General features: G+C 74.6%; 22 protein-coding genes and 1 riboswitch. Of the genes, 7 read left to right on the forward strand and 15 right to left on the reverse strand.

The genetic code is table 11. The features are described from left to right. Positions 1–64: 64 nt before the first annotated feature. The 4 genes from GA0070608_RS17185 to GA0070608_RS17200 form a co-directional block, all read right to left on the reverse strand. Entirely contained in the window at positions 65–1,141 is a 1,077-nt protein-coding gene (locus GA0070608_RS17185) for a DNA polymerase III subunit beta family protein (protein ID WP_091635339.1), read from the reverse strand. Positions 1,142–1,275: 134 nt separating this feature from the next. Then, on the reverse strand, positions 1,276–2,457 hold the full coding sequence (locus GA0070608_RS17190; RefSeq protein WP_091629231.1) for a saccharopine dehydrogenase family protein: 1,182 nt from the start codon (positions 2,455–2,457) through the stop codon (positions 1,276–1,278). A gap of 74 nt (positions 2,458–2,531) precedes the next feature. Beyond that, on the reverse strand, positions 2,532–3,710 hold the full coding sequence (locus tag GA0070608_RS17195) for a zinc-dependent alcohol dehydrogenase (protein WP_091629233.1): 1,179 nt from the start codon (positions 3,708–3,710) through the stop codon (positions 2,532–2,534). After that, positions 3,707–4,174, reverse strand: a complete 468-nt coding sequence (locus GA0070608_RS17200) for a hypothetical protein (protein ID WP_425413235.1) — start codon at positions 4,172–4,174, stop codon at positions 3,707–3,709. The genes GA0070608_RS17195 and GA0070608_RS17200 overlap by 4 nt, the downstream gene beginning before the upstream one ends. A 181-nt stretch (positions 4,175–4,355) precedes the next feature. Here GA0070608_RS17200 and GA0070608_RS17205 point away from each other — a divergent pair, with 181 nt between their 5' ends. Further along, complete coding sequence (locus tag GA0070608_RS17205; protein ID WP_091629236.1) at positions 4,356–7,268, forward strand: helix-turn-helix transcriptional regulator; 2,913 nt, start codon at positions 4,356–4,358, stop codon at positions 7,266–7,268. Positions 7,269–7,405: 137 nt separating this feature from the next. Here the strand turns inward: GA0070608_RS17205 and GA0070608_RS17210 are convergent, their stop codons facing one another. Together GA0070608_RS17210 and GA0070608_RS17215 are read right to left on the reverse strand one after the other, a co-directional pair. Then, a complete protein-coding gene (locus GA0070608_RS17210; protein WP_091629237.1) occupies positions 7,406–7,951 on the reverse strand; it encodes a DsbA family protein in 546 nt (181 codons plus the stop codon). A gap of 86 nt (positions 7,952–8,037) precedes the next feature. Beyond that, a complete protein-coding gene (locus GA0070608_RS17215; RefSeq protein WP_091629240.1) occupies positions 8,038–8,724 on the reverse strand; it encodes a BON domain-containing protein in 687 nt (228 codons plus the stop codon). 277 nt (positions 8,725–9,001) lie between these two features. Between GA0070608_RS17215 and GA0070608_RS17220 the strand changes: the two genes are divergently transcribed. Both GA0070608_RS17220 and GA0070608_RS17225 read left to right on the forward strand, forming a co-directional pair. Then, positions 9,002–11,719 carry a cellulose binding domain-containing protein gene (locus tag GA0070608_RS17220; RefSeq protein WP_091629242.1) on the forward strand — a complete coding sequence of 906 codons (2,718 nt, stop codon included), beginning with the start codon at positions 9,002–9,004 and terminating at the stop codon, positions 11,717–11,719. A gap of 223 nt (positions 11,720–11,942) precedes the next feature. Beyond that, positions 11,943–12,581, forward strand: coding sequence for a maleylpyruvate isomerase N-terminal domain-containing protein (locus tag GA0070608_RS17225; protein ID WP_091629244.1), 639 nt, complete (start codon positions 11,943–11,945; stop codon positions 12,579–12,581). A 165-nt stretch (positions 12,582–12,746) separates the two neighbouring features. On the opposite strand, the gene GA0070608_RS17230 is transcribed toward GA0070608_RS17225, so the two are convergent. Both GA0070608_RS17230 and GA0070608_RS32665 read right to left on the reverse strand, forming a co-directional pair. Then, positions 12,747–13,154 (reverse strand): hypothetical protein, encoded by a 408-nt coding sequence (locus tag GA0070608_RS17230; RefSeq protein WP_091629246.1) that lies wholly within the window; start codon positions 13,152–13,154, stop codon positions 12,747–12,749. 205 nt (positions 13,155–13,359) lie between these two features. Next, positions 13,360–13,506, reverse strand: coding sequence for a hypothetical protein (locus GA0070608_RS32665; RefSeq protein ID WP_176733742.1), 147 nt, complete (start codon positions 13,504–13,506; stop codon positions 13,360–13,362). A 329-nt stretch (positions 13,507–13,835) separates the two neighbouring features. On the opposite strand from GA0070608_RS32665, the gene GA0070608_RS17235 reads away from it, so the two are divergent. Further along, a complete protein-coding gene (locus GA0070608_RS17235) occupies positions 13,836–14,198 on the forward strand; it encodes an STAS domain-containing protein (protein WP_091629249.1) in 363 nt (120 codons plus the stop codon). An 18-nt stretch (positions 14,199–14,216) separates the two neighbouring features. Here GA0070608_RS17235 and surE read toward each other — a convergent pair whose 3' ends face one another. Both surE and GA0070608_RS17245 read right to left on the reverse strand, forming a co-directional pair. After that, a complete protein-coding gene (surE, locus tag GA0070608_RS17240) occupies positions 14,217–15,041 on the reverse strand; it encodes a 5'/3'-nucleotidase SurE (RefSeq protein ID WP_091629253.1) in 825 nt (274 codons plus the stop codon). Then, positions 15,038–16,015, reverse strand: coding sequence for a 1-phosphofructokinase family hexose kinase (locus tag GA0070608_RS17245; RefSeq protein WP_176733743.1), 978 nt, complete (start codon positions 16,013–16,015; stop codon positions 15,038–15,040). The genes surE and GA0070608_RS17245 overlap by 4 nt, the downstream gene beginning before the upstream one ends. 178 nt (positions 16,016–16,193) lie before the next feature. On the opposite strand from GA0070608_RS17245, the gene GA0070608_RS17250 reads away from it, so the two are divergent. Then, positions 16,194–16,661 (forward strand): hypothetical protein, encoded by a 468-nt coding sequence (locus GA0070608_RS17250; RefSeq protein ID WP_091629256.1) that lies wholly within the window; start codon positions 16,194–16,196, stop codon positions 16,659–16,661. Positions 16,662–16,856: 195 nt separating this feature from the next. On the opposite strand, the gene GA0070608_RS17255 is transcribed toward GA0070608_RS17250, so the two are convergent. The 4 genes from GA0070608_RS17255 to GA0070608_RS17270 all read right to left on the reverse strand — a co-directional run bounded on the left by GA0070608_RS17255 (position 16,857) and on the right by GA0070608_RS17270 (position 22,419). Then, complete coding sequence (locus tag GA0070608_RS17255; RefSeq protein WP_176733977.1) at positions 16,857–17,924, reverse strand: coiled-coil domain-containing protein; 1,068 nt, start codon at positions 17,922–17,924, stop codon at positions 16,857–16,859. 13 nt (positions 17,925–17,937) lie between these two features. Continuing rightward, a riboswitch (cyclic di-AMP (ydaO/yuaA leader) is annotated at positions 17,938–18,069 on the reverse strand. Positions 18,070–18,222: 153 nt separating this feature from the next. Then, complete coding sequence (locus GA0070608_RS17260; RefSeq protein WP_091629261.1) at positions 18,223–19,140, reverse strand: cation diffusion facilitator family transporter; 918 nt, start codon at positions 19,138–19,140, stop codon at positions 18,223–18,225. Between the two features lie 73 nt (positions 19,141–19,213). Then, complete coding sequence (locus tag GA0070608_RS17265) at positions 19,214–21,331, reverse strand: HelD family protein (protein WP_091629263.1); 2,118 nt, start codon at positions 21,329–21,331, stop codon at positions 19,214–19,216. 164 nt (positions 21,332–21,495) lie between these two features. Further along, positions 21,496–22,419, reverse strand: coding sequence for an alpha/beta fold hydrolase (locus GA0070608_RS17270; protein ID WP_091629265.1), 924 nt, complete (start codon positions 22,417–22,419; stop codon positions 21,496–21,498). Between the two features lie 147 nt (positions 22,420–22,566). On the opposite strand from GA0070608_RS17270, the gene GA0070608_RS17275 reads away from it, so the two are divergent. Further along, complete coding sequence (locus GA0070608_RS17275; protein ID WP_091629267.1) at positions 22,567–23,211, forward strand: carbonic anhydrase; 645 nt, start codon at positions 22,567–22,569, stop codon at positions 23,209–23,211. Between the two features lie 91 nt (positions 23,212–23,302). Here GA0070608_RS17275 and GA0070608_RS17280 read toward each other — a convergent pair whose 3' ends face one another. After that, positions 23,303–23,632, reverse strand: coding sequence for a hypothetical protein (locus tag GA0070608_RS17280; RefSeq protein WP_091629269.1), 330 nt, complete (start codon positions 23,630–23,632; stop codon positions 23,303–23,305). 308 nt (positions 23,633–23,940) lie between these two features. Between GA0070608_RS17280 and GA0070608_RS17285 the strand changes: the two genes are divergently transcribed. Next, the gene (locus GA0070608_RS17285; protein ID WP_091629271.1) at positions 23,941–24,432 is read left to right on the forward strand and encodes a DUF3145 domain-containing protein; all 492 of its coding nucleotides are present in this window, start codon (positions 23,941–23,943) and stop codon (positions 24,430–24,432) included. Positions 24,433–24,458 lie beyond the last annotated feature (26 nt).

Consider the following 24,458-nt stretch of genomic DNA (forward strand, 5'->3'; position numbering starts at 1 on the left):
CGCATAGCGTTCAGGAAGGCCCCTCCCTACAGCTAAGAAGGTGTGGGCGAGGTCGGGCGCAGGGTCAGAGCTGGATCGGCATCAGGATGGAGAAGGCGTCGGCGTCGTCGGGGCGGCGCACCGCCAGCGGCGCGATCGGGCCGTCCAGCTCCAGCAGCAACTGGCCCAGGCCAGCCGCGTCGAGGGCCTGGAGCAGGTAGCCGCCGTTGACCCCGACCCGGAACGTGTCCTGCTGCCCGGTCAGTTCGTCCGCCCCGAGCAGCCGCACCCCGCCCCGGCCGTCCGGGCCGAGCACGGTCACCGACAGCGGGGCGTCGTCGTGCCGGCGGGTGACGACGGGGGCGTCGGCGCTGGTCAGGGCCGCCCGCAGGGCGGCGGCGTCGACCGTCAGCCGGTGCGCCGGCCCGTCGTCGGGCGTCGGGCGGAGCAGGCGGCGGTAGTCCGGGAAGTCGTACGGCAGGGCGGCGGCGTCGACCGTACGGCCGGCGACGGAGACCGAGATCGTCCCGCCGGCCACGGTCAGGTGCGCCTCGGAGGTGCTCCCCGCGCCCGGGTCGAGCAAGGCTCGCACCTCGTCGACGAAGGCGACCGGGGCGAGCACCCGCACCGCCGGCCCGTCGACCCGGGCGTCCACCCGTGCGATGGACATCCGGTGCCGGTCGGTCGCCACCAGCCGTACGCCGTCGCCGTCGGACTCGAACAGCACGCCGGCCAGCACCGGCAGGTCGGGGTCGGCGCCGACCGCGAAGCGGACCGCGTCCACGGCGGCAGCCAGGTCGACGCGGGACAGGATGATGTGGGTGGTCATCGGGTGCTCCTCGGAATCGATCAGCGTACGGATCCGGGAGAGCTCGCGACGGGCGTCGGCGAGGCCGTCCTCCAGCCGGCGCAGGTGCGCGTCGAGCAGGCGGTGCACCTGCGCCGGCTCGACCCGCAGCGCGGCGGCGATCTCGGCCACCGGCATGCCGACCCGGCGCAGCCCCGCCACCAGCCGGGCGGGCACCACCTGGTCGTTCGTGTACCAGCGGTAGCCGGTCACCGGGTCGACCAGGGCCGGGATCAGCACCCCCGCCGAGTCGTAGAACCGCAGGGCGCTCACGGTCAGCCCGCTGGCCCGGGCCAGTTCGCCGATGCTGCGCAGGTCGCTCTCCACGGCACTGATCCTGTCGTCTCAACCTGGTCGAGGGTCAACCCGCCGACGGGCAAGACCGGCCAGACGGCCGGCCGGCCGGGTCGGTGGTCGATGGTCGGCGCGGCGCCGGCCGGGTCCGGTGGTCAGTGCGGGGTGTCCAGCACCCGGAAGGTCATCCCCGCCCGCACCAGCCGGTCCAGCAGCGCGTCGCCCATCGCGGTGACCGGGGTGACCTGACCGGCGGTGGCCGGCAGCTTGTCGGTGGCCAGGCAGAGCGCCGACTCGGCGAGCATCTTCGCTGTCTCGTCGTAGCCGGGATCGCCGCCGGCCACCTCGGTCAGCACCCGCCGCCCGCCGCCGGTGGCGACGAACCGGACCCGGAACCAGGACTTCGCCCGCTGCTGCGGCGTCGGCCCCTGCCCGGAGGCGAGCCGGCCGAGCAGCCAGCGTCGGGTCGGCGGCAGCTTCACCAGGGCCACCAGGCCGCCCAGCCCGACCGCGCCCGCCAGCACGGTGGGCAGCCGCTTGACGGCGGCGAAGTGCCGGTAGCGGAAGTCCGGCCCGTACTCGGGGCGGGCGGCAGCCGAGCGGCGGACCACCTGCGGGTCGATGGTCGGCAGCGGCACCATCCACATGCCCAGCTCCTTCGAGCGGGCGACCCGGCCGGGCACCGCGCGTACCCGCCGTCCGGTCGGTCGCGGCTCGACCTGCCGCCGCTCGCGGGCCGCGCGGGACGCCTGTGCCGTGCGGGAGAAGGCGGTGAGCGCCGAGTGGTACGTGCCGGCGGAGATCCGCCCGCCCGCCCGGACGAAGCCGTCGACGGTGACCGGCACGTCGTCCGGGAGGTGCCTGAGGGTGAACCAGACGCCCAGGTCGTGCGGGATCGAGTCGAACCCGCAGGCGTGCACCAGCCGGGCCCCGGTGCGCTCCGCCTCGGCGTGGTGGCGCACGTACATCAGGTCGACGAACTCGGATTCGCCGGTGATGTCCAGGTAGTCGGTGCCGGCGCGGGCGCAGGCCGCGACCAGCGGCTCCCCGTGGTGGACGTACGGGCCGACGGTGGTGGCCACCACCCGGGCGTTCTCGGCCACCGCCCGCAGCGACTCCGGATCGGTGACGTCGGCGGTGAGCAGGGGCAGCCCGGCCAGCGCCGGGTCGATCGCGGCCAGTCGGTCCCGTACGGCGGCCAGCTTGCCGGGGTTGCGACCGGCGAGCGCCCAGCGCAGCCCGGGCGGGGCGTTGCGGGCCAGATACTCGGCGGTCAGCCCCCCGGTGAAGCCGGTGGCCCCGAACAGGACGACGTCGTGCACCCGCTGCTCACGCATCCGCCGAGTCTGCCACCCGCCACGACGGGTCGCAGCGCTCCGCCTCAGCCGCCACCCGCAGCGGCGGGCAGCGCTCAGCCGCCGTCCGGCGGGAGGTCGGGGCTGAGTACGGCGCGGACGCAGCCGTCGGCCCGGTCCCGGAACAGCGCGTACCCCTCCGCGCCCCGCTCCAGCGGCAGCCGGTGGGTGGCCAGGTGCTCGGTACGCAGCTCGTCGCTGGCCATCCGCTCCAGCAGCATCGGGATGTAGCGCTGCCCGTGCTGCCGCGCGCCCCGCACCGTCAGCCCCTTGTGGGTCACGGCTCCGAGCGGGAAGGCGTCGACGAAGCCGTTGAAGTCGCCGAGCAGGAAGACCGAGCCGCCCTTGCGGCAGGCGTGCACCGCCTCGCGGACGGCGGCCGGCCGCTCGGCGGCGCCGGTGAACCGGTCGGCCAGTGACCGGGGGCCGTGCCCGTTCCAGGCCGCCCCGACCGCCTCGACGCACACGTCCGGGCCCCGCCCGCCGGTGCGCTCGCGCAGTTCGGCGGGGACGTCGGCGAGCCGGTGGTCGATCGTCTCCGCGCCGGCGTGCCGTTCGGCCATCCGCAGCCGGTCCTCCTCGGCGTCGATGACGATGACCCGTTCCGCGCCGAGCAGCCGCGCGGCCCGCGCCGTGAGCTGCCCGACCGCGCCCGCGCCCCAGACCGCCACCACGTCGCCGGGGCGCACCTGGCCGAGGTCCGCGCCCATCCAGCCGGCCGGCGCGGCGTCCGAGGCGAACAGCGCCCGGTCGTCGCTGACCGGCTCCGGCACGGTGAACGCGCCGACGTCCGCGTACGGCACCCGGACGTACTCCGCGTGGCTGCCGGCGAAGCCGCCCAACGCCCGGGGCTGGCCGAACGCGCCCCCGGTGGGATGGCCCCAGGCCGCCTCGGCGACCGCCGGGTCGGCGCTGCCGTTGTCGCAGCAGGAGTGCAGGTCACGCCGGCAGTACCAGCAGTTGCCGCAGGCCACCGAGGAGCAGACCACCACCCGGTCGCCGACCCGGTGCCGGCGTACCTCCGGCCCGACGTCGACCACCTCGCCGAGGAACTCGTGCCCGAGCACGTCCCCGACGGCGAGGAAGGGCACCCGCCCGGCCAGCAGCGGCAGGTCTCCGCCGCAGGTGGCGCTCTGCCGGACCCGGACGACGACGTCGTGGCCGTTGCGCAGCTCCGGGTCGGGCACCTGCCGTACCGCCAGCTCGCCGGTGCCCACCCAGCACAGCGCCCTCATCGCGGCGGTCCCGCCGGTCGGTCGGCCGGGGAGCGGTCCGCGCGGAGCACCTCGCCGGTCTCGGCGAGCTGCTTGACCTCCCGCAGCGCCCGACGGACCAGCAGATCGGGATCGTCGCCGGCCAGGTGGGCGGCGAGCCCGGCGGGGGCCGCCGCGCCGGCCAGCGGCCGGGCGGCCAGCTCCGTGCCCCGGCAGCCGGGGGCCGGCCGTAGCTCGACCTGCACCGCGCCGTCGAGCCGGCGCAGCGGCTCCGGCCAGCGACCGCCGGGCAGCACCTCGCCGGGCGCCCGGTCGATGGTCACCACCTGCCAGCGCGTGGGGTGTGGATCGGGGCCCGCCGCGCGGGGCCAGGCCGACTTTCGCCGCCGTACGGCCAGCGCCCGGCCCGCCGCCGCGAGGGCGAGCAGCACCCCGGTCGTCCCCGCGACGCGTCCCGTCCGTCCCCGGTGTCCCCGCCCGTCCACCTCGGCCCCGCCTCCCGTCCCCTCCGACGCCGCACGCGCACCGGTGCGCGCGGCCGGTCGTCCGCGTACGACCAGGGTGGTCCGGGCAGGGGTGAAGCCGGCTCCCCCCGAAGGGGTGAACGGGCCCGGGTCGGGTAACCGCCGCCCGCAGGGCCTGGGGGAGTGGACGCGTCCGTGAGAGGTGGGCCGGGTGCCGGATGACGTACGGGACACGGGAGTCGTCGCGGTCGCCCGCGGGCCGGCGGATGCGCCGTTGCTGGCGTCCCGGCTGAGCCCGGTGCCACCGCCGGAGCCGCTGGTCCTGCGGCCCCGGCTGCTGCGGACGCTGGACGAGGGGACCGCCGCGCCGGTCACCCTGGTGCGTGCCCCGGCAGGGTGGGGCAAGACGACGCTGCTCGCCTCCTGGTTCCGGGCTGCCGGTGAGGCCGGCACGCGCCAGGGCCGGGTGGGGGAGGGGCCGGTGACCGCCGCCGCCGAGGGGCCCCGGGACGACGGGCCGGCCGGCGCCGCCCCGGGCGACTTCGGCGCGGCGGCCGGCGCCCCGGGGGAACCCGACGGGCCACAGGTGGCCTGGGTTTCCGTGGAGGCCGGCGACGACGGGGACCGGCTCTGGTCCTACCTCGCGGCGGCGCTGCGCGCGGTCGTGGATCCCACCGGGGTCGGGGCGGGGCCGCCGGTGCCCGGCCGGCCGCCCCGCCCCGACCAGTTGGAGGTGCTGGCCGCCGCCCTCGCCGCCCGGGACCGGCCGGTGCTACTGATCGTGGACGACCTGCACCGGATCACCGACCCGGAGGCGCTGACCGGCCTGGAGTTCCTGCTCCGCCACGCCGAGCAGCGGCTGCGGCTGGTGGTCGGCGCCCGTGCCGGGATGCCGCTGGCCGTGCACCGGCTGCGGCTGGCCGGGGAACTGACCGAGGTCGGCCCCGACGAGCTGGCTTTCAGCGGCGACGAGGTCGCCGACCTGCTGACCGCGCACGGGGTGGCGCTGCCGGCAGCCGGGGTGCGCCGACTGCGGGAACGTACCGGCGGCTGGCCGGCGGCCCTCCGGTTCGCGGCGTTGGCGCTGCGCGGGCAGCCGGACCCGGCCCGCTGGGCGGAGCAGTTCGGCGGCGACCAGCCGGATGTGGCCGGCTACCTGCGCGAGGAGGTGCTCGCCGGGCTGGACCCGGACGCGCGCGACGTGCTGCGCCGCTCCGCCGTCGCCGAAGCGGTCTGCGCCGGCCTCGCCGACGCGCTGACCGGCCGGGCCGACGCCGAGCAGACGCTGGCCGGCCTGGCCGGTGCCGGTGGGCTGCTGCACCGCGACGACAGCCGCCCACCCTGGTACCGCTGCCACCCGCTGCTGGCCGACCTGCTGCACGCCGAGTTGGCCCGGCTGCCCGCCGACGAGCTGCGCGACCTGCACCTGCGCGCGGCCGGCTGGTACGCCGACAACGGGCGGCCCGCCGAGGGGCTGCGGCACGCGCTGGCCGGCGGCGACCACGACCGGGCCACCGCACTCTTCGTGGCCCGCTGGCCGGAGCTGGTCCCGTACGACCGGGAGACGCCCGCCGCCCGCCCGCCCGCGCCCCCGTCCCCGGAGGCCGTGGCGCGCGACCCGGAGCTGGGGCTGGCCTGCGCCGCCGAGCGGGCCGGGGCCGGCGACTCCACCGCTGCCGCCGGTCACCTGCACGCCGCCGTCGAGGCCGCCCGGACGCTGCCCGCACCCCACCGGGACCGGTTCCGGCGGCTGGCCACCGCGCTGGAACTCACCCTGGCCCGGCTGGCCGGCGACCCCGAGGCGGTACGCGCCGCCGCCTCCCGGCTGCTCGCCACCAGAGGCAACGCGTCGGCGCCGGCCGACCTGGGAGACGCGTCGGTGCCGGCCGATGCGGGGGGCGTCGCACCCATGCCGGCCGATCCCCGGGGCGTTGCCGCCGAGGACGCCGACGTGCGGGCGGTGGCCGGCACCGCGCTGGGCCTGGCCGACCTGGCGGACGGGGACCTGGCCGCCGCCGGGCTCGCCTTCGTCCGGTCGCTGTCGGCGGCCCGGGAGGCCGGACGGCCGCGTACGGAGCTGGTCTGTGCCAGCCGGGCAGCCCTGCTGCACGCCGTGCGGGGCGAGCTGCGGGCCGCCGAGACCCTCGCCCGGGACGCCCTCGCCATGCCGCCCTGCCACGGCTGGTCCTGCCGGGAGGACTGCGCCCACGCGTACCTGGCGCTGGCCCTGGTCGCGCTGCACCGGGACCAGTCCGACGAGGCGCGGGCGAACCTGGCACTGGCCGCGCCGGTGACCGACGCTCCGGTGGTGGGGGTGGTGGCGGCGCTGTGCCGGGCGTACCTGCTGCGCGACGCCGGTGACCTGCCCGAGGGGCACCGGGTGCTGGCCGAGGCGCGGGAGCGGCTGCTCGATCGGCCCCGGGCCGGCGAGCTGACGTACTGGCTGCTGGCCGTCGAGGCGGATGTGCGCGGGGCCCGGGGCGACCTGGGCGCGGCCCGGGACCTGCTCGCCGAGCGGGTACCCGACGGGGCCGACCCGCTGCTGGCGGTCGCGCTGGCCCGGGTGGAGCTGCAAGCCGGCGACCCGCGCGCCGCCGGGTACGCGCTGCCGGACTGGGAGTCGCCGGAGGCGGCCGGGTGGCCACTGCCCGTACGGCTGGAGGCCGCCGTGCTGGACGCGGTGCTGGCCCGGCGCGCGGGCGACGACCGGCGGGCCGGACGGGTCCTGGAGCGGGCCCTCGACCTGGCCGGGCCGGAGGGTTTCCGACGGGTGTTCACCCGCGCCGAACCCGGGGTCCGGGATCTGCTCGCCGCCCACCTGGACACGGGCACCGCACACTGGCCGATGGTCAGCGACCTGGTCCGGGGCGTCGACGCGCCGGCCGAGCGGGCCCCGGCGGAGCGGGGGGCGGCGACGCTGGACGAGCCGCTGACCGAGCGGGAACTGACCATCCTGCGCTACCTGCAGAGCATCCTGTCCAACGTGGAGATCGCGGCCGAGCTGTCGCTGTCGGTCAACACGATCAAGACCCACGTGCGCAACATCTACCGCAAGCTCGACGCCACCCGCCGCCGCGAAGCCGTCCGCCGAGCCCGCGACCTCCACCTGATCTAACCCATCCCATCTCTCCCCGCCGCCTCCCCTCCGCCTGGTTGATCAAGAGGTTTGCGTCCCGGGAGGACCCTTTCCAGGACGCAAACCTCTTGATCACCGCCTCTGGAGGCGGTGGTTGGGTGGGTGCGGGGTGGGGGTCAGGGGGTGGCAGCGTCTACGGCTGCCAGGAGGTCCGCCAGGTCGTAGTCGCCGTCGTGGCGGGTGCCGTTGACGAACAGGGTGGGGGTGGCGTCGACGCCGCTGCGGATGCCGCCCACGAAGTTCCGCCGCACCCGGTCGCCATACGCCTGCCGCCCCACCTCGTCGGCGACCTCTTCGGCGGGCAGGCCCAACTGCTCCATGCCGAGCGACAGGTGCACGGGGTCGAGCTGGTCCTGGTGCTCGTAGAGCCAGTCGTGCATCGCCCAGAACTGCCCGCGCCGGCCGGCAGCCTCGGTCGCCTCGGCGGCCTGCTCCGCGTACGGGTGCATGTTGGTGATCGGGAAGTGCCGGTACACCAGCCGCACCGTGTCGGCCCGCTGCCGCAGCAGCTCCCGCAGGTTCGCGTACGCGGCCCCGCAGAACCGGCACTGGAAGTCGGCGTACTCGACGATCGTCACCGGCGCGTCCACCGGCCCGCGGGCGTGGTCGTGCTCGGTCACCGGGGTCCGCAGCCGGGCGGTGACCTGGAGTGGGGTCGTCATCGGGTCGTCACCTCAGTCATGTCGTCCAGCCTTCCCGGCGGCGGGGTGAGGACGGCTCACCCCGCCCGGGTGGTTCGGCGTCCGGCTCAGCCCAGCACCGGGGCGACCGCGATGTGGTTCTGCACCTCGCGGATGCCCGGCGCACACCAGACGGTCCGTTCCACCTCGGCCCGCTCCGGCATCGAGTGGACCAGCCCGCCGAGCAGCACCGTGTCGCCGTGCACCCGGACGGTGATCCGCTCCGCCTCGGTGGCCCGGTTGCGGGCCAGCGCGTCGACGATCCGGACCGCCAGGGCGTGCCCGTCCGGTCGGGCGTCGGGGCGGACGGTGATGCCGTTGCTGACTCCGCGTACGCCGGTCAGCCGGGCCACGGCGCGTTCGGCGGTGCGGCGCTGGTACTCCCAGTCCACCTCGCCGTGCAGCGTGACCCAGCCGTTCGACACGGTCACGTCGAGCTGCTCCAGCGGGACGAACGCGTCCCACTCCAGGGCGTGTCCGGCTGCGGCGGCGATGTCCGGGTCGGCGCGTTCGGCGCCGGTGGCGAGCCGTACCGCCAGGTCGTTGGCGACCGCCCGGACGCGCGCCACCCGGTGTGCCGCCCGTTCGGCGGCCCACTTCTTGGCATAGCTGTCCACCCGGCCGGTCAGGGTGACCACACTCTCGGCGACGGTCACGCCGATCTCGTGGGGCCGTACCCGGGGTTCCCAGGTCAGCTCGTCGAGGACAGCCGTCTGGATGTCCTGGTCGGTACGGCCGATCGTGGTGATTGCCATCTGTCACTCCTCACGGGATAGCTGCCCGGTGCACGGGTTTGCCGGACCGATCCTGGCGCGGGCGGGGGTGATAGCCCCTCACCCGGCCGGGGCGACTTCTGGGAGCGCTTCCATGGAGGGTGCTGGATCGGTTAGGGTGAGCCCGTTCCTCGGGTGCGGGAGCCGTCGCGCCGATGCCCCGGAGCAGGGCAGCTCCGGCGCGATTCCGCACGTCCCCGTTGCCGGGCGTGGCGTCACCACGTCCGCTCCCGGCGTCCGAACCCGGAAGGAACCGCAGATGCGGAGAAGTTACGTCGGCGCGGTCGTGTCCGCGCTGCTCGTCGCCGCGGCCGTCGTGGCGGCACCGTTCACCGCGGCCGGCGCGCCCACCGCCGCCGCAGCCGCCGCCGAGCCGTACACCTGGAAGAACGTCCGGATCGACGGCGGCGGCTTCGTCCCCGGCATCGTCTTCAACCCCACCGAGAAGAACCTGATCTACGCCCGCACGGACATCGGTGGCATGTACCGGTGGGAGCAGGCCAGGCAGTCCTGGACGCCGCTGCTGGACTGGGTCGGCGCCGACAAGTGGGGCTGGAACGGCGTGGTCAGCGTCGCCACCGACCCGGTGCAGACCAGCCGGGTGTACGCGGCCGTCGGGATGTACACCAACGACTGGGACCCGAACAACGGCGCGATCCTGCGCTCGGCCGACAAGGGTGCCACCTGGCAGGTCACCGAGCTGCCGTTCAAGAACGGCGGCAACATGCCCGGCCGGGGCATGGGCGAGCGGCTCGCCGTCGACCCCAACCGGAACAGCATCCTGTACTACGGCGCCGAGGGCGGCAACGGCCTGTGGCGCAGCACCGACTTCGGTGCGACCTGGGCAAAGGTGGCCAACTTCCCCAACGTCGGCAACTACCGGGCCGACCCCAGCGACCCGAACGGCTACAACGGCCAGAACCAGGGCCTGACCTGGGTCAGCTTCGACAAGAGCACGGGTACGGCCGGCAACGCCACGCAGACCGTCTACGTCGGCGTGGCCGACAAGGAGAACCCGGTCTACCGCAGCACGAACGGCGGCGCCAGCTGGGAGCGGATCGCCGGACAGCCGACCGGCTACCTGGCGCACAAGGGCGTCGTCGACCCGGTGGGCGGCTTCCTCTACATCGCCACCAGCGACACCGGCGGCCCGTACGACGGCGGCAAGGGCGACGTCTGGAAGTTCGACCGGGCCAACGGCGCGTGGACGCGGATCAGCCCGATCCCGTCCACCAGCACCGACGCCTACTTCGGCTACAGCGGCCTGACCATCGACCGGCAGCAGCCGAACACCCTGATGGTGGCCACGCAGATCTCCTGGTGGCCGGACGCGATCTTCTGGCGCAGCACCGACGGGGGCGCCACCTGGACCCGGATCTGGGATTTCGGCAGCTACCCGAACAAGACCAAGCGCTACACCATGGACGTCAGTACGGTGCCGTGGCTGACCTTCGGCAGCAACCCGTCCCCGCCGGAGGAGACCCCGAAGCTGGGCTGGATGAACGAGTCGGTCGAGATCGACCCGCACGACAGCAACCGCTTCCTGTACGGCACCGGCGCGACCATCTACGGCAGCACCGACCTCACCAGGTGGGACACCGGCGGCCAGTTCACCATCAAGCCGATGGTGAGAGGACTGGAGGAGACCGCGGTGCTCGACCTGGTCAGCCCGCCGTCCGGGGCGCCGCTGGTCAGCGCGCTCGGCGACATCGGCGGCTTCCGGCACACCGACCTGGACGCCGTGCCACCGATGATGTTCACCCAGCCCACCTTCACCAGCACCACCAGCCTGGACTACGCCGAGACGAAGCCGGGCGTGCTGGTGCGGGCCGGCAACTTCACCGACGCTGACCGGCCGGGCGACAGCCACGTCGCGTTCTCCACCGACGGCGGGGCCAACTGGTTCCAGGGCACCGAACCGTCCGGCGTCAACAGCGGCGGCACGGTCGCCGCGTCGGCCGACGGCAGCCGGTTCGTCTGGGCGCCGGGCGACGCCGGCCAGCAGGTGGTGCACTCGGTCGGCTTCGGCACCTCGTGGACCGCGTCGACGGGCGTCCCGGCCAACGCGACGATCGAGTCCGACCGGGTCAACCCGAACAAGTTCTACGGCTTCGCCGGCGGCCGGCTCTACGTCAGCACCAACGGCGGGGCCAGCTTCACGGCCTCGGCCGCCGCCGGCCTGCCCGCCACCGGCACCGTCAGGTTCAAGGCGCTGCCCGGCCGGGAGAGCGAGCTGTGGCTGGCCGGCGAGGGCGGGCTGTGGCGATCCACCGACTCCGGGGCCACCTTCACCAAGCTGGCGGGGGTGAGCACCGCCGGCAACGTCGGATTCGGCAGGGCCGCGCCCGGCCGGACGTACCCGGCGCTCTACCTCTTCGGCACCGTCGACGGCCAGCCCGGCGTGCACCGCTCCGACGACACGGGTGCGACCTGGGTGCGGATCAACGACGACCAGCACCAGTACGGCAACGCGGGGGAGGCCCTGACCGGTGACCCCCGGGTCTACGGCCGGGTCTACCTCGGCACCAACGGCCGGGGCATCCTGGTGGCGGACCGGCTCGGCGGTACGCCCGATCCGACGCCGACCAGCACCACCCCACCGCCGACCACTCCGCCCCCCACGACCACTCCGCCGCCCACCTCCGCGCCCCCGACCACTCCACCACCTACCGGCGGCTGCACCGCGACCTACCGGGTGACCGGTTCCTGGCAGGGCGGCTTCCAGGGGGAGCTGGTGGTCCGCAACGCCGGCAGCTCGGCCATCGCCGGCTGGACGGTGGGCTGGACCTTCCCCGACGGTCAGAAGATCACCCAGCTCTGGGGCGGCACCCACACCCAGACCGGGGCGACCGTCTCCGTCCGTGACGCCGGCTGGAACGGCGCCCTCGGTGCGGGTGCGACCGCCACCGCCGGCTTCCTGGGGAGTACGACCGGGGCGAACACCGCGCCGGCCACCGTCACCTGCACCGCCCGCTGACTGTTCCGTCCCGCCGACCGCATACTCCGACCGACGGGTTGCGGACTTCCTGACGACCGGCAACACCGCGAGTCTGCCCGACCGATGGGCGTGACCTGCGCGGTCGCGCGGGGTGACCCGGTCGGCACCACCCTCCGGTCCGCCGGGCCCGAATGTGGGGTCCGGCGGACCGGAGGACCCGGCCCTAGGCTCGGGGGATCGCCCGTCGAAGGAGGGACCCGCCGTGAGTCCGATCAGGACGGCCTATCTCACCGCCGCGCGTTCGGCGGTGGACCTGCTCGCCGAACCCGCCGTCGCGACCCGCTGGGACGAACCGAGCGCGCTGCCCGCGTTCGGCGTGGGGGGCCTGGCCGGCCACCTCGCCAGCCAGGTGCTCGGCGTCCCCGCCGTGCTGGCCGCACCCGTCTCCGCCGGCGACCCCGTGGGGCTGCTCGACCACTATGCGCGCGGCACCTGGCTCGGCGCCCCGGTCGACGCCACGGTGAACGTCGCCATCCGCCGCGCCGGCGACGGCCTCGCCGCCGACGGTCCGGCCGCTCTGGTCGACCGGTGCGCCGCCACGCTGCGCGAACTGGTCGGCGTACTGCCGGCGGAGCCACCCGAGCGGGTGGTGCACGTGGCCCGTGGCCCGTGGTCGCTCACCCTGGACGACTACCTGGCCACCCGGCTGATGGAACTCGTCGTGCACGCCGACGACCTCGCGGTCAGCGTCGGCGTGCCCACCCCGGAACTGCCGGACGAGGCGGTCGGTCCGGTGCTGACGCTGCTGGCCCGCCTCGCCGTACGCCGGCACGGGCAGGCGCCGGTGCTGCGCGCGCTGAGCCGGGCCGAGCGGGCGCCGGCGAGCATCGCCGCCCTCTGACGCGCAGGCGGATCGCCGCTTTCGTGTGTGCGAGTACGCGAATCGCCGGCTCTCACCCGCGCGAGTACGCGGATCGTTGGCTTTGTGCGTGCGAGAACGCGGACGCGGGCTCCGGCCGACCTTGAGGTCGGCCGGAGCCCGCGCCGCGAGCGGGTGTCGGGCCGGTCAGCCGTCGAGGCCGACGGGGGAGTTGGGGCGGTCGACGTCGACGAACTCGATGTCGTCCATCGCCCGGTCGCCCCGGCTGCCGGCGGCCCGCGCGGCGGTGCCGGCGGCCCAGCCGATCGCCGCGCCGACCAGTGCGGCGCTGATCAGCAGCGTCCAGGGCAGCGCGGGCCGGCGGCCGGCCAGCGCGTCGAAGGCCAGGGTGGCCCGGCGGCGGGCCACGTCCGCCGCGGAGCCCACCAGGTCGCCGGCCTCGTCGGCGAGGCCGGAACCGCCTCGGCGGGCCGACCGGGCGGTGTCGAGGACGCTGTCGCCGGCGGAGCTGACCGCCGAGACCAGGTGCTGCCACGCCTGGTCCGTGATCCGCTCGGGCTTGCTGCGACGGTCCAGCAGGTTGCTTCCGAACATGGTGGGTTACCTCCTCGGGTGCCGAAGCCGGCGGCCATTTCGGACTTCGGCGTCTCACCGGCATGTGACGGTTCGCTCGTATCCGCCTGTGCCCGCCGGGACGGCTCCGCAAACCCGGTGGTGACGGCGGGCGCCGCAGAACCCGGGTGGTGTCGGCCGGGTGCCGCGAACCCGGGAGCACCGGCGGGCGGTGCGTGGGGCCGGGTCAGCGGATGGCGACCGCCGTGGTCACGCTCCGGGCGAAGTCGTCGTCATCGTCGTCGTCATCGCCCCCGCCGCCGCCGAACCCGCAGGCCAGCACGAGGGCCAACAGCGCGCCGACACCGGCCAGCGCGGCAAGTCTCCTGATCATCGATCGTCCTCCCGGTCGCAGTCGTGTCTTCGAGCCGATGCTAGGCAGCAGGGGCAAGGCCGGGGGCCGAAGCGGAACAGGCCACGCCCGGGGGTCGGCTGTTGGGCGGTGCCGGGAGGGCCGGCTACCCTTGGGCGCGCGACGCGTCAGCGACAGCTGATCGTTGGGTGGACAAAACGGTGATAGCCCGGATAAGGGTGACTTGCGGTGCCCTCGTTCGTGAATTGCTCATCCCGAGGGGTGGCGACCGGGGCCATCGGAGGAATACTCTCGGTCGCGGCCCGCGTACTGATGAGGCGCCCGTCGGACGGGCGAGTGGAGGTGCTCGCGTGAGCCTGTCGATCGTGAAGTCGGTCCTGCCCGGTGGTGTCATCGAGATCGCCCCTCGGGGTGAGATCGACGTCGACACCGCGTACGAGGTGCGCGAGGCGATCGCCGAGGTCCTGACCAAGGGGCGTCCCGGCCGGATCGAGCTGAACATGCGGCTGGTCACTTTCATCGACTCGGTCGGCATCAGCGCGATGGTCGCCGGCTTCCAGACCGCCGAGGTGAGCGGTGTCAGGCTCGTCGTCACCGAGCCGAGCCGGTTCGTGCACCGGCAGCTCTGGGTGACCGGCCTGCTCGGTCTCTTCGGCGCCCCCGAGCCCTACTACGCCGGTGCGCCCGCCCCCGAGGTCCTCCCCGGCGCCTGACCCCGCCCGGCCGTTCGCTCAGGTGTCGCCGAGGCCCGACAGGTCCACGTCCGTCACCTCGGTGACCGCGCGGATCGCCGTCACCGACGCGTACCCCTCGGCCAGCAGGGCCAGGTCGGTGCCGGGCTGCACGGCCTGCCCCGGCTCCGCCAGGGACGTGCGGACGAAGCCGTGCCCGGCCTCCGCCACCGTCATCTGCACCTGGCCGAAGCTGGCCAGCGTGCCCCGGCGTACCCCGCGCAGCCGGCCGTGCGGCAGGTCCGGCGCGTTCACGTTCAGCACGCTCTCCACCGGCCCGGCGGTGAGCCGGGGCAGCAGGTCCAGGGCGACCCGGGCGGCCGTCGACCAGTGCCGCTCGGCGTCGCGTACCCGGGCGGCGGCGGCCACCGCGGCACCCCCGCTGGCGGCCGTGGCCTCCCCGGCCGAGAGCACGTCGAGTGAGACGGCCATCGCCCGGCAGCCGTTCGCGGCGGCGGTGAAGGCGGCACCCACCGTGCCCGAGTGCAGCACCGCGCGCCCGGCGTTCGCGCCCCGGTTGATGCCGGAGAGCACCACCGTCGGCGGGGGTCCGAACGCGCCGTGCACCGCGATCAGCGCGATGAAGCCGGGCGAGCCGGCGACCCCGAACGCCGGCACCTCCGGCAGCTCCGGCAGCGGGTGCTCGCGGACCACCACGTGCCCGTCGCGCTCCACGGCGTTCATCGCGGCGCTGGTGCCGCTCGCCTCCTCCAGCGGCGCGGCGACGACCACGTCCAGCCCCCGGTCCGCCGCCGCCCGCGCCAGCGCCTGGATGCCCGGCGCGGCGATCCCGTCGTCGTTGGTCACCAGCACCCGCAGCGTCATCGCTCGGCCGCCCGGTCGGCCAGCTCGTCGGGGGTGGTCCGCTCGTGCGGCCGGCTGCCGGCCGGTACGAGGCGTACCCGGTCGACCAGGCCGGTGATCGAGTCGAGCCGGCCGGTGCCCAGGCCGTGCCGGGTCACGTTGAGTGCCCCGGCCGCCGCGCCGGTACGGATCGCGGTGCGCACGTCACCGCCGCGGGCCACCACGGCCGCCACCCCGGCGGTCATCGAGTCGCCCGCGCCGCGCGTGTCGGCGGCCTCCAACCGGGGCATCTCCACCTCGAAGACCTCGCCGTCGACCAGGGCGAGGGCCGGCTTGTCGGCCCGGCTCACCACCACGTTCTCGGCGCCGCCGGCGTGCAGGTCGTACAGGGCCCGGGTGAGCTGCTCCTCGTCCTCACCGTCGGCGCGGCCGTCGGCGATCAGCTCCTCGTGGCTGATCTTGAGGAAGAAGACCCCGCTGTCCAGCACGGCGTCGAGGTGCTCGCCGCAGAGGTCGACCACCACCCGGCTGCCGTTGGCCCCGAGGTCGGCGGCGAACCGCCGGTAGAGGTCGGCCGGGACCAGCGACGGCTCGTTCGGCCCGCTCAGCACGCTGACCGTTGCGCGCAGCCCCTCGCCGAGTGCCAGGTTGTAGAGCTCGTCCAACTCGTGCCGGCTGAGTGGCTGGCCGGGCACGTCCACGATCTCCTGCCGGGAGCCGTCGCGGCGGTCGTGCACGTACCCGCCGCTGCCGGACTCGCGGAGCACCACCTTCAGGTCGACCCCCTCGCTGACCAGCAGCGGCTCAAGCACCTGACCGATCTCGCCGCCGAGGGCGGTGCAGAGCACCACGTCGACCCCGAGCGACATCACCATCCGGGCCTGCCAGACGCCCTGCCCGCCCGGGTGCAGGTGCAGCTCCGGCGCCTCGCTGGGCTGGTCGACGGTCACCGTCAGCCGGGGCGTGGGCGCGAAGACCATCACGTGCCCGCTCATCCGTCGTACCCGTTCATGCGTCCACCCTCCACCGATCGACACGTCACGTGACCGTCCATCAGCCGAACGTAGTCGGGGCAGTGCTCGGACGTCCGGACTCCGGGCGGGATCGGCGCGGCGTTGCCAGCGTGCCCGGCATGCGCGACGATCGGGCGACCATCGACGGTGGGGAGACGGCGTGCTCAGGCGGGATTCCTTCAGCTACACCGTCCAGGCGCGCTGTTCCCTCACGGAGGCCGCGGCGTTGCTGGCCGATCCCGGCCGGCAGAAGGATCTGCACCCGCTGATCGTCCGGGTCCGCCGGGTGCCGCCCCGCCCCGGCGCACGGGCCAGCTACGACATCACCGATCGACTGGCCGCGGGGCCGGTACGCCTGCCGATCACCTACCGGGCCGACGTCCTCGTCGACGATCCCGACGAGATCGTCACCGTGGCCCGGCAGTGGCCCGCCACCACCGTACGCAACCACACCCGGCTGCGGGCGGAGCCCGACGGCGTGGTCCGCATCGACGTGGAGATCACCCTCGCCGCGCCCACGCCGCTCTTCGGCTACGCGTTCCGCCAGGCCCGCGCCGCCCACCTGGGGCTGGCCGCCCGCCTCGGCGCAGTCCTCGACCAGCACCCGCCCGAGCACCCGACCGACTGACCCACGACGGCGCCCGCCCTGCTGGGCGGCGGACGCGACGGCACCGGCTCCGCTCGCGCCGGACGCGACGGCACCGGCTCCGCTCGCGCCGGACGCGACGGCACCGGCTCCGCTCGCGCCGGACGCGATCGGGGCCGGTTCGCCGGGCGTGACCGCCTGGTGGCCCGCGCCGGGCGGGGCACCGGGGCGCGGGCGTCAGTAGACCGACAGGTGCACGTGGTTGGTGTGGTCGCTGGACGGGTCGCCGTTGGCTCCGCTGTACGACTTCCACCCGCTGCTCGGCAGCCAGATCTGCCTGTACCAGATCACGTAGAGCACGGCGAGCCGGTCGGCGTTGCCCACGAAGTACGCCGCCAGGTTGTTGCCGTAGGTCCGGTCGCCGCCGGTGGCGTCGCCGCCGAAGCCGCTCTTCTGGGCCGCGAAGTCGCAGGCCCGACCCTTCGGGTGCTCACCCGAGCCGCCGGAGCGGTAGCAGGAGACGTAGCGGGTGAAGCCCGCAGCCTTGGCCTGGTTGAGCGCGTGCAGGGTGCGCGGGGTGATGCAGCCGCTGGCGGGGGTGGGGTCGTTGACGCTGCACGACTCGGACGGCCAGGAGCCGTCGGAGTTGCGCGGCGCCGACTTCGCCGTCTTCTTCGAGGTGCTGCCCGGCGAGGTGCCCCCGCTGGCGGACTGCTGCCGGTTGGCCACCGTCAGCGCCCGTTCGGCCTGCTCCTTGCGTTTGTCCATCACGGCGACCTGCTTACGCTGCTCCCGGATCTCGCCGTTCAGGGCGAGCTGGGTGCGGGTGGCCTCGTCGCGGGTCTGCTGGAGGTCGCGCAGCGCCCGGTCCTCGTTGGCGGCCACCGCGTCGAGGGCGGCGGCGCGGTCCATGAAGCCGTCCGGCGAACTGCTGGCGAGCAGGGCGGACGCGACGCTGAGCCGGCCGGTGCGGTAGGCGGCCCCGGCGATCTTTCCGACCTTGGCGGTGTGCGCGACCAGCTCGACCTCGGTGGTCTTGAGCTGCGCGGCGAGCTGCTGCTGCCGCTTGACCGAGGTGTCCAGGGCGCGCTTGGCGTCGATGTAGCCCTTGCTGGCGGCCTCCAACTGGGCCCGCAGGGCGGGGGTGCCGCCCTCCTCGTCCTGGCCGGGAGCCGCGGCGAGCAGACCGGCGCGGGCATTGGCCGCCGCCTGGGCGGCGGTGACCGGGGTCACCGCGGCGCCGAGGGCGAGCATCGTGGCGATCAGGGCCGCCGTTCGGGCGGCACGTCGTCGTACGGGTGCCATCACTGGCATGCATGTGTCCTTCCGTCAGCCGCCGACCGGGTTAGCTGACGGGTTCGGGACGGAAGATCCCTACCGCTGACGCGGATGCACCCCACGAACATGGTTCCCCGGTTCGCCCCGCCGGGCGATTAGGCGGCGGCCACCGCCGGCACCGGTGGGTGCCGCCTGGCGGAGGCCGAAGCCGAGCCTACCGGTGCCGGTGTGACTGGTGTAGTGCAGGTGACGGAGGGTGTGTGTCCACTAACAGTCAAATCCGGCATAGCATCACAATACGCTCCCAGATTTAAGGTTGTCCTCATTACCACTCGACTGCCCCACAGGCCCCGGAGGACGCGCCGGGCTCGATCTGCAACGTGGCGTGCTCGATCTTGAAGTCGTCGTGCAGCGCGGCCCGGGCGGCGCCCAGCACCGCGCCGACCTCTGCGTCGGGCTCCATTCTCAGGTGCGCCGAGGCCACCTCCATCCCGGAGGTCAGCGTCCAGACGTGCAGGTCGTGTACCTCGGCGACGCCGGGCACGGCGGCCAGCCGGTCGTGCACCGCGGTGACCTGGAGGTGCTCCGGCGCGGCCTGTACCAGGATGCGCAGCGCGGCCCGCCCCAGCCGCCAGGTGCGCGGCAGGATGAACAGCCCGATCGCGACCGCCACCAGCGGGTCCGCCCACCACCAGCCGGTGGTGGCGATCAGCAGGGCAGCCCCGATCACGCCGAGTGACCCCAGCAGGTCGCCGAGGACTTCCAGGTACGCGCCGTGGACGTTGATGCTCTCCTTCGCCCCGGAGCGCAGCAGCGCGAAGGCGCCGATGTTGGCGAGCAGGCCGAGTACGGCGACCACCAGCATCGGGGCCGCCAGCACCTCCGGCGGGTCGCCGAAGCGGCGCACCGCCTCGATCACGACGTAGACCGCGACGCCGGAGAGCAGCAAGGCGTTGGCCAGCGCGGCGAGCACCTCCAGCCGGTAGAGGCCGAAGGTGCGCTGCGGGTCGGCGCCCGCCCGCCGGGTGGCGGCGATCGCGGCGAGCGCCATGCCGATGCCGAGCACGTCGGTGAACATGTGCCCGGCGTCGCTCAGCAGAGCCAGCGAGCCCGTGCGGAAGGCGGCCACCGCCTCCACCACCATCAGGCCGGCGAGCAGCCCGAACGCCGCCCAGAGCCGGCCCCGGTAACGGTGCCCGGCATTCGCCACCGACCCGTGATGGTGGTCATGACCTGCGCCCACGCGTCCACCTCCGTCAGGCGTCTGGACTCGCGACCAATCTATGCTCACATCGCAATGTGTGCAAGTAACGGTCTCAGCCGGTCGGGTCGACCGTGGTCAGCCGCTGGGTGGCCCGGGACAGTGCGACGTAGAGCGTCCGCACCCCCGAGCCCGGGTCGGCCCGGATCTCCCCAGGGGCGACGAGGACGACCCCGTCGTACTCCATGCCCTTGGCCTCCAGGCTCGTCACCACCTGTAGGCGCGGCGCGCCCAGCCCGCCCAGCCAGCCGGCCACCTCGTCGCGGCGCGGCACCGGCGTGATCACGCCGACCGTGCCCTCGACCTCGGCGAGCAGCGTGGTGGCCGCCGCCACGACGGAGTCCGCCAGCTCCGCCGGCGGCACCGCCAGCTCGACCGGTTCGACACCGGTGGACCGCACCGCCCTGGGCAGTGGGAGATCCGGGTGCAGCCGGCGGATCTCGGCCGCGGCCACCGCGAAGATCTCCGCCGAGTTGCGGTAGTTCGTGGTGAGGGTGAAGTGGTGCCGCTTGCGCCGGCCCAACGCCTGGTCCCGGGCCCGGGTCAGCTCCTCCGGGTCTCCCGTCCACGCCGTCTGGGCCGGATCGCCCACCACCGTCCACGAGGCCAGCCGCCCGCGCCGGCCGATCATGCGCCACTGCATCGGCGAGACGTCCTGAGACTCGTCGACCACCACGTGCGCGTACTCGCGGTAGTCCTCCGGGCGCTCCCGGGCCGCGTCGCGGGCGGCCCGCTGCCGGTCGGCGAAGGTGCTCAGCTCGCGGACCCCGCCGGCCAGCTGGAACGGGTCCCGCTTCGCCCGCGCCGGCTTCATCGGCTTGCCGAGCAGCGCGTCCAGCTCGTCGAGCAACGCGATGTCGGCGATCGTCAACCCGGCGTCGTCCAGGCTCCGGTACGCGTCGGCCAGCAGCCGGATCTCGGCGCGGGAGAGGATCCCGTCGGCGTACCGGTGCAGCCGGTCCGGGCGGGCCAGCCAACCCAGCACGTGCCGGGGGTGCAGCCGGGGCCACCACGCCTTGAGGAACTCCCGGAACTCCGGCCGCTCGACGATCTCGCCCTCGAACGCGCGCTGCTCCGGCAGCCGGCCGACGCCCAGCCGGCGGGCCTGCGCCCAGAGCGCCGCGAAGATTCCGTCGAAGCCGACCCGGCGGGCCTCGTTGCGGCGGGCGCCCCGAGGCATCGCCCGGTCCAGGATGCCGTCCAGCTCGCGGCGCTCCAGTCGGAGCAGCGTGCCCCGGTAGAGCAGGCGCAGCTCGGTCGGGCCGCCCGGTACCGCGTCCCGGGCCGCCCGCTCCAGCACCCGCCGCATCCGCAGCGAGCCCTTGACCGCCGCCACGGCCGGCGGATCGGTGCGGGTGGCTCCCAGGCCCGGAAAGAGCGTGCCCAGCGAGTGCAGGGTGGCGGTGTCCTCGCCGAGCGAGGGCAGCACCGAGGCGATGTACTCGACGAAGACCGACGACGGGCCGACCACCAGGATGCCGCCGCCAGCGAACCGGCTGCGGTCGGAATAGAGCAGGTACGCGGCCCGGTGCAGGGCGACGGCGGTCTTCCCGGTGCCCGGACCGCCGGACACGATCGTCACGCCCGAGCCAGGGGAGCGGATCGCCTCGTCCTGCTCCCGCTGGATGGTGGCGACGATGTCCCGCATGCCCCGGCCGGTGGCCTTCGAAAGCGTGGCCAGCAGTGCGCCGTCACCCACCACCGCCATCTCGGCGGGGGCGGCGACGGGATCGAGCAGGTCGTCCTCGATCCGGGTGACCCGCTCGGCGGAGGACTGGATCGTGCGCCGTCGTACCACGCCCAGCGGCTGCGCCGGGGTTGCCTGGTAGAAGGCGGCGGCGGCCGGGGCACGCCAGTCGACCACCAGGGTGGAGGCGTCGTCGTCCCGGATGCCGAGCCGCCCGACGTGCAGCACCTGCCGGTCGAGCAGGTCCAACCGGCCGAAGACCAGGCCCTCGTGCTCGGCGTCCAGCGTGTGCCGCCGCCGGGCGGCGTGGAACACCATCGCGTCCCGTTCGACCAGCGCCCCGAAGTTGCCCACCCGGGCAAGCCGGTAGCCCTCCTTCTCGGCGCTGACCGCCGACCGGCGTAGCTCGGCCAGTCGGGCGTACACCCGGTCGAGATGCCGCTGCTCGACGGCCATCTCCTGTTCCAGGGTGGTCTGGTCGGTCACCGCTCGCTCCTCCTGACGTCGGCGGCGGGCGGCTCGAACCGTGCCAACCGCGCCAGGCCAACCGCAAGAGGGTACGGCCCGCGCGCAACCAGCGGCGTCACCGGTGCGGGAAAGGAACCCGCGTCACGTCCGCGCGGGCCGCGCCGCGCTCCCGGAGGTACGGATCAGTCGACCCGGCCGGCGGTGCCGGAGGCGGCGAGCACGCGGCGGAGCACGCCAACCAGTGCCGCGTTGACCTCGTCGGGGCGTTCCATCATCAACATGTGCCCGCCACCCGGGCAGACGGTCAGCTCCGTCGCCGGCAGCGCGGCGGCGATCGATTCGGCGCAGGGCGGCGGGGTGAGCCGGTCCCGGTCGCCGACCAGGGCTGCCGCCGGCAGGTGGGCGAGCGCGGCGAGGGTGTCCAGCCGGTGCTGCGCCCCGATGGAGGCGCGGAACCCGCCGATCGAGCGGAGGGAGGCGCGGGCCACCGCCGAGGTGACCAGTCGGATGTCGTGCGGGTCGCAGCGGTCGCCGAAGAGCATCCAGCGGATGCTGGGCCGCAGCGCGCGCAGCAGCGCCCGGGGCGGTCGCCAGGAGCCGCACCGGGCCAGCACGCCGGCCCCGGTGGTCTCGGCGATCCGGATCAACCGGGCGATCCGGGGCGAGATGCCGTAGACGGTGTGCGTGTGCCCCTCGGCCGTCGTGGAGACGAAGACCAACCCGGCCGTCCGGGCGGCGAAGTGCCCGGGGTGCCGGTGTGCGTACTCCATGATCGTCATTCCGCCCATGGAGTGGCCGACCAGGACCACCCGGCCGGTCGGGGCCGCCTCGTCCAGCACCGCGACGAGGTCGTCGCCGAGCTGGGCCACGGTGGCGGTGGGCAGCGCCATGCAACTCGACCGGCCGTGCCCCCGGGCGTCGTAGGTCACCACCCGCACCGCGCCGTCGAACCGTTCCCGCAGGTCGGCGAGCTGCCGGTGCCAGGCCCGGCCGTCCAGCGTCCAGCCGTGCAGCAACACCACGGTGACCTCGGCGTCGGCCGGCCCGGTCGCCTCGACGTGCAGGCGTACGTCGTCGGGTAGCCGTACCTCGACGTGCTCCGGCATCGCCACCTCCCCAGGCCGCGTGGAACCGCAACACCGGGGACACCCGGTGGTAACACCGGCTACCCGCCATCAGACCACGGCAACCGTGTCGGTGAGAAGATTCGTAACCCGCCGGCAGGCGTTCGGTGGGCCCGCCAAGCTGGGGGCATGGGGTCGCCGCAGGCAACACCGCCCGAACCCGCGCCGGGCGGGCGGGCGGCCGGCGGCACGCCCCGGGCCGCCCTGGCGGAACTGCTCGCCGGCAACCGGCGCTTCGTCAGCGGCCAGCCGATCCACGGCCACGACGTCACCGCCGCCGCGGCGGCGGCCTCCGGCGACCAGCAGCCGTACGCGGTGCTGCTCGGCTGCATCGACTCGCGGGTGCCGCTGGAGGCGATCTTCGACCAGACGTTCGGCTCGATCTGCGTGATCCGCACCGGCGGGCACGTGCTCGACCGGGCGGTGCTCGGCTCCATCGAGTACGTGGTCGGTGAGCTGGGCGTGCCGCTGGTGATGGTGCTCGGACACGAGCGGTGTGGCGCGGTCGCCTCCGCCGTGGACGCGCTACGCGGCGGGCGGGTGCCGGGTGGCGCGCTGGGCCACCTGATCGACCAGATCGCCCCGGCGGTGACGGAGGTGGGCGTCGACGACTCCCGGGTGCATCCGATGGCGATCCGGCGACACGTGCTCCGTACGGTGACCGCCCTGCGCGCCGACGACCTCTTCGCCGGCCCGGCCGACGCCGGCCGGCTGGCCGTGGTCGGCGCCATCTACGACCTCACCACCGGCGAGGTCGCCCTGCTCGAGGTGTGAGGAAAGGGACCCTTCCTCTCCTGTCCGCAGACGCCGAACCGCCCGCCGGGGTGATCCCGACGGGCGGTTCAGGTGTCGCGTGGGGGAGGGCTCAGCCCTCGAAGACGCCGGCCTCGACGAGGCGCTTCTCGGTGGCGTCCCAGCCGTCACCCGGGTGGGTGGCGTTGAGGTTGTTGATCTCGACCCGGATCTTCGCGGCGTGACCCGCGGCGGCCAGCACCCGGATCTCCTCGATGAAGGCCTCGGAGTCGGTGCGCAGGTGCGCGGTCTTGCCGTTGGTCAGGTTACGCACGTAGGCGTTCTTGCCGCCGTTGAGCGGGATGAGGTACTTGAACTCGCCCAGCACGCTGAGGGCGCCACCCTGGCCAGCCTGGCCGGCCCGGACTGACGCGCGCGCGGTCTTAGAGGTGTTGCTCGCCACGGAGGTACTCCTTGCAAGACGTACGGGAGGACGGAACGTCCGGGGGCTGTGCGGGCGACACCCTGGTGGGTGGGCCCGCGGAAGTTGTGCGCGGCACAGGCCGCCGATGGAACTGTACAGGACCGCGACCCCTGGCTGGTCACCGCGTCGTGAGGGCACAACCGGGTCATCCGTCCGACTATTTCCGACCCGCGAATTTTCCGATTCCCTGGCGCACCATCCGTCACAGCAGTCATCATGTGTTCCAGCAACCACTCGGGTGGTCGAGGTCGTAGGGGAAGACGCACCTCGCTCTCCGGGAGGTCACCGTGCCAACGCGTGGCGTCGTATACGTCCATTCGACCCCGCTCGCCGTGTGCTCACACGTCGAGTGGGCGATCGCGCGCGTCCTTGCCGCGCCGGTCAACCTGCAGTGGACGGCTCAGCCCGTCGACCCCGGCGTCCGCCGGGCCGAGTGCGGGTGGACCGGTCGTCCGGGGACGGGCGCCGAGCTGGCTGCTGCCCTCCGGCAATGGCCCATGATCCGTTTTGAGGTCACCGAGGAGCCGAGCCCCGGCACCGACGGCGAACGCTTCATGCACGTGCCCGGGCGGGGCCTGTTCCGGGCGACCGTCGGGGCGGCCGGCGACATCCAGCTCGGCGAGGACCGGCTGCGCAGCATCATGGCGGGCGCGCGGGCGCCGGAGGCCCTCGCGCACGCCCTCGACAAGGCGCTCGGCACCGCGTGGGACGCCGAACTGGAGCCCTACCGGTACGCCGGCGACGGCGCCCCGGTGACCCTGCTCACCCGGGTCGGCTGACGCCCCGGCGGGACCAGGGACCGGTC

The organism is Micromonospora peucetia, from assembly GCF_900091625.1.
GTDB lineage: Bacteria > Actinomycetota > Actinomycetes > Mycobacteriales > Micromonosporaceae > Micromonospora > Micromonospora peucetia.

Coding starts and splice junctions, on each gene's coding strand:
- GA0070608_RS17190 (WP_091629231.1), bottom strand. CDS start 2,457: ATGCGTGAGCAGCGGGTGCACGACGTCGTCCTGTTCGGGGCCACCGGC.
- GA0070608_RS17245 (WP_176733743.1), bottom strand. CDS start 16,015: ATGAGCGGGCACGTGATGGTCTTCGCGCCCACGCCCCGGCTGACGGTG.
- GA0070608_RS17210 (WP_091629237.1), bottom strand. CDS start 7,951: ATGACGACCCCACTCCAGGTCACCGCCCGGCTGCGGACCCCGGTGACC.
- GA0070608_RS17270 (WP_091629265.1), bottom strand. CDS start 22,419: ATGCCGGAGCACGTCGAGGTACGGCTACCCGACGACGTACGCCTGCAC.
- GA0070608_RS17275 (WP_091629267.1), top strand. CDS start 22,567: ATGGGGTCGCCGCAGGCAACACCGCCCGAACCCGCGCCGGGCGGGCGG.
- GA0070608_RS17230 (WP_091629246.1), bottom strand. CDS start 13,154: ATGTTCGGAAGCAACCTGCTGGACCGTCGCAGCAAGCCCGAGCGGATC.
- surE (WP_091629253.1), bottom strand. CDS start 15,041: ATGACGCTGCGGGTGCTGGTGACCAACGACGACGGGATCGCCGCGCCG.
- GA0070608_RS17215 (WP_091629240.1), bottom strand. CDS start 8,724: ATGGCAATCACCACGATCGGCCGTACCGACCAGGACATCCAGACGGCT.
- GA0070608_RS17195 (WP_091629233.1), bottom strand. CDS start 3,710: ATGAGGGCGCTGTGCTGGGTGGGCACCGGCGAGCTGGCGGTACGGCAG.
- GA0070608_RS17255 (WP_176733977.1), bottom strand. CDS start 17,924: ATGGCACCCGTACGACGACGTGCCGCCCGAACGGCGGCCCTGATCGCC.
- GA0070608_RS32665 (WP_176733742.1), bottom strand. CDS start 13,506: ATGATCAGGAGACTTGCCGCGCTGGCCGGTGTCGGCGCGCTGTTGGCC.
- GA0070608_RS17220 (WP_091629242.1), top strand. CDS start 9,002: ATGCGGAGAAGTTACGTCGGCGCGGTCGTGTCCGCGCTGCTCGTCGCC.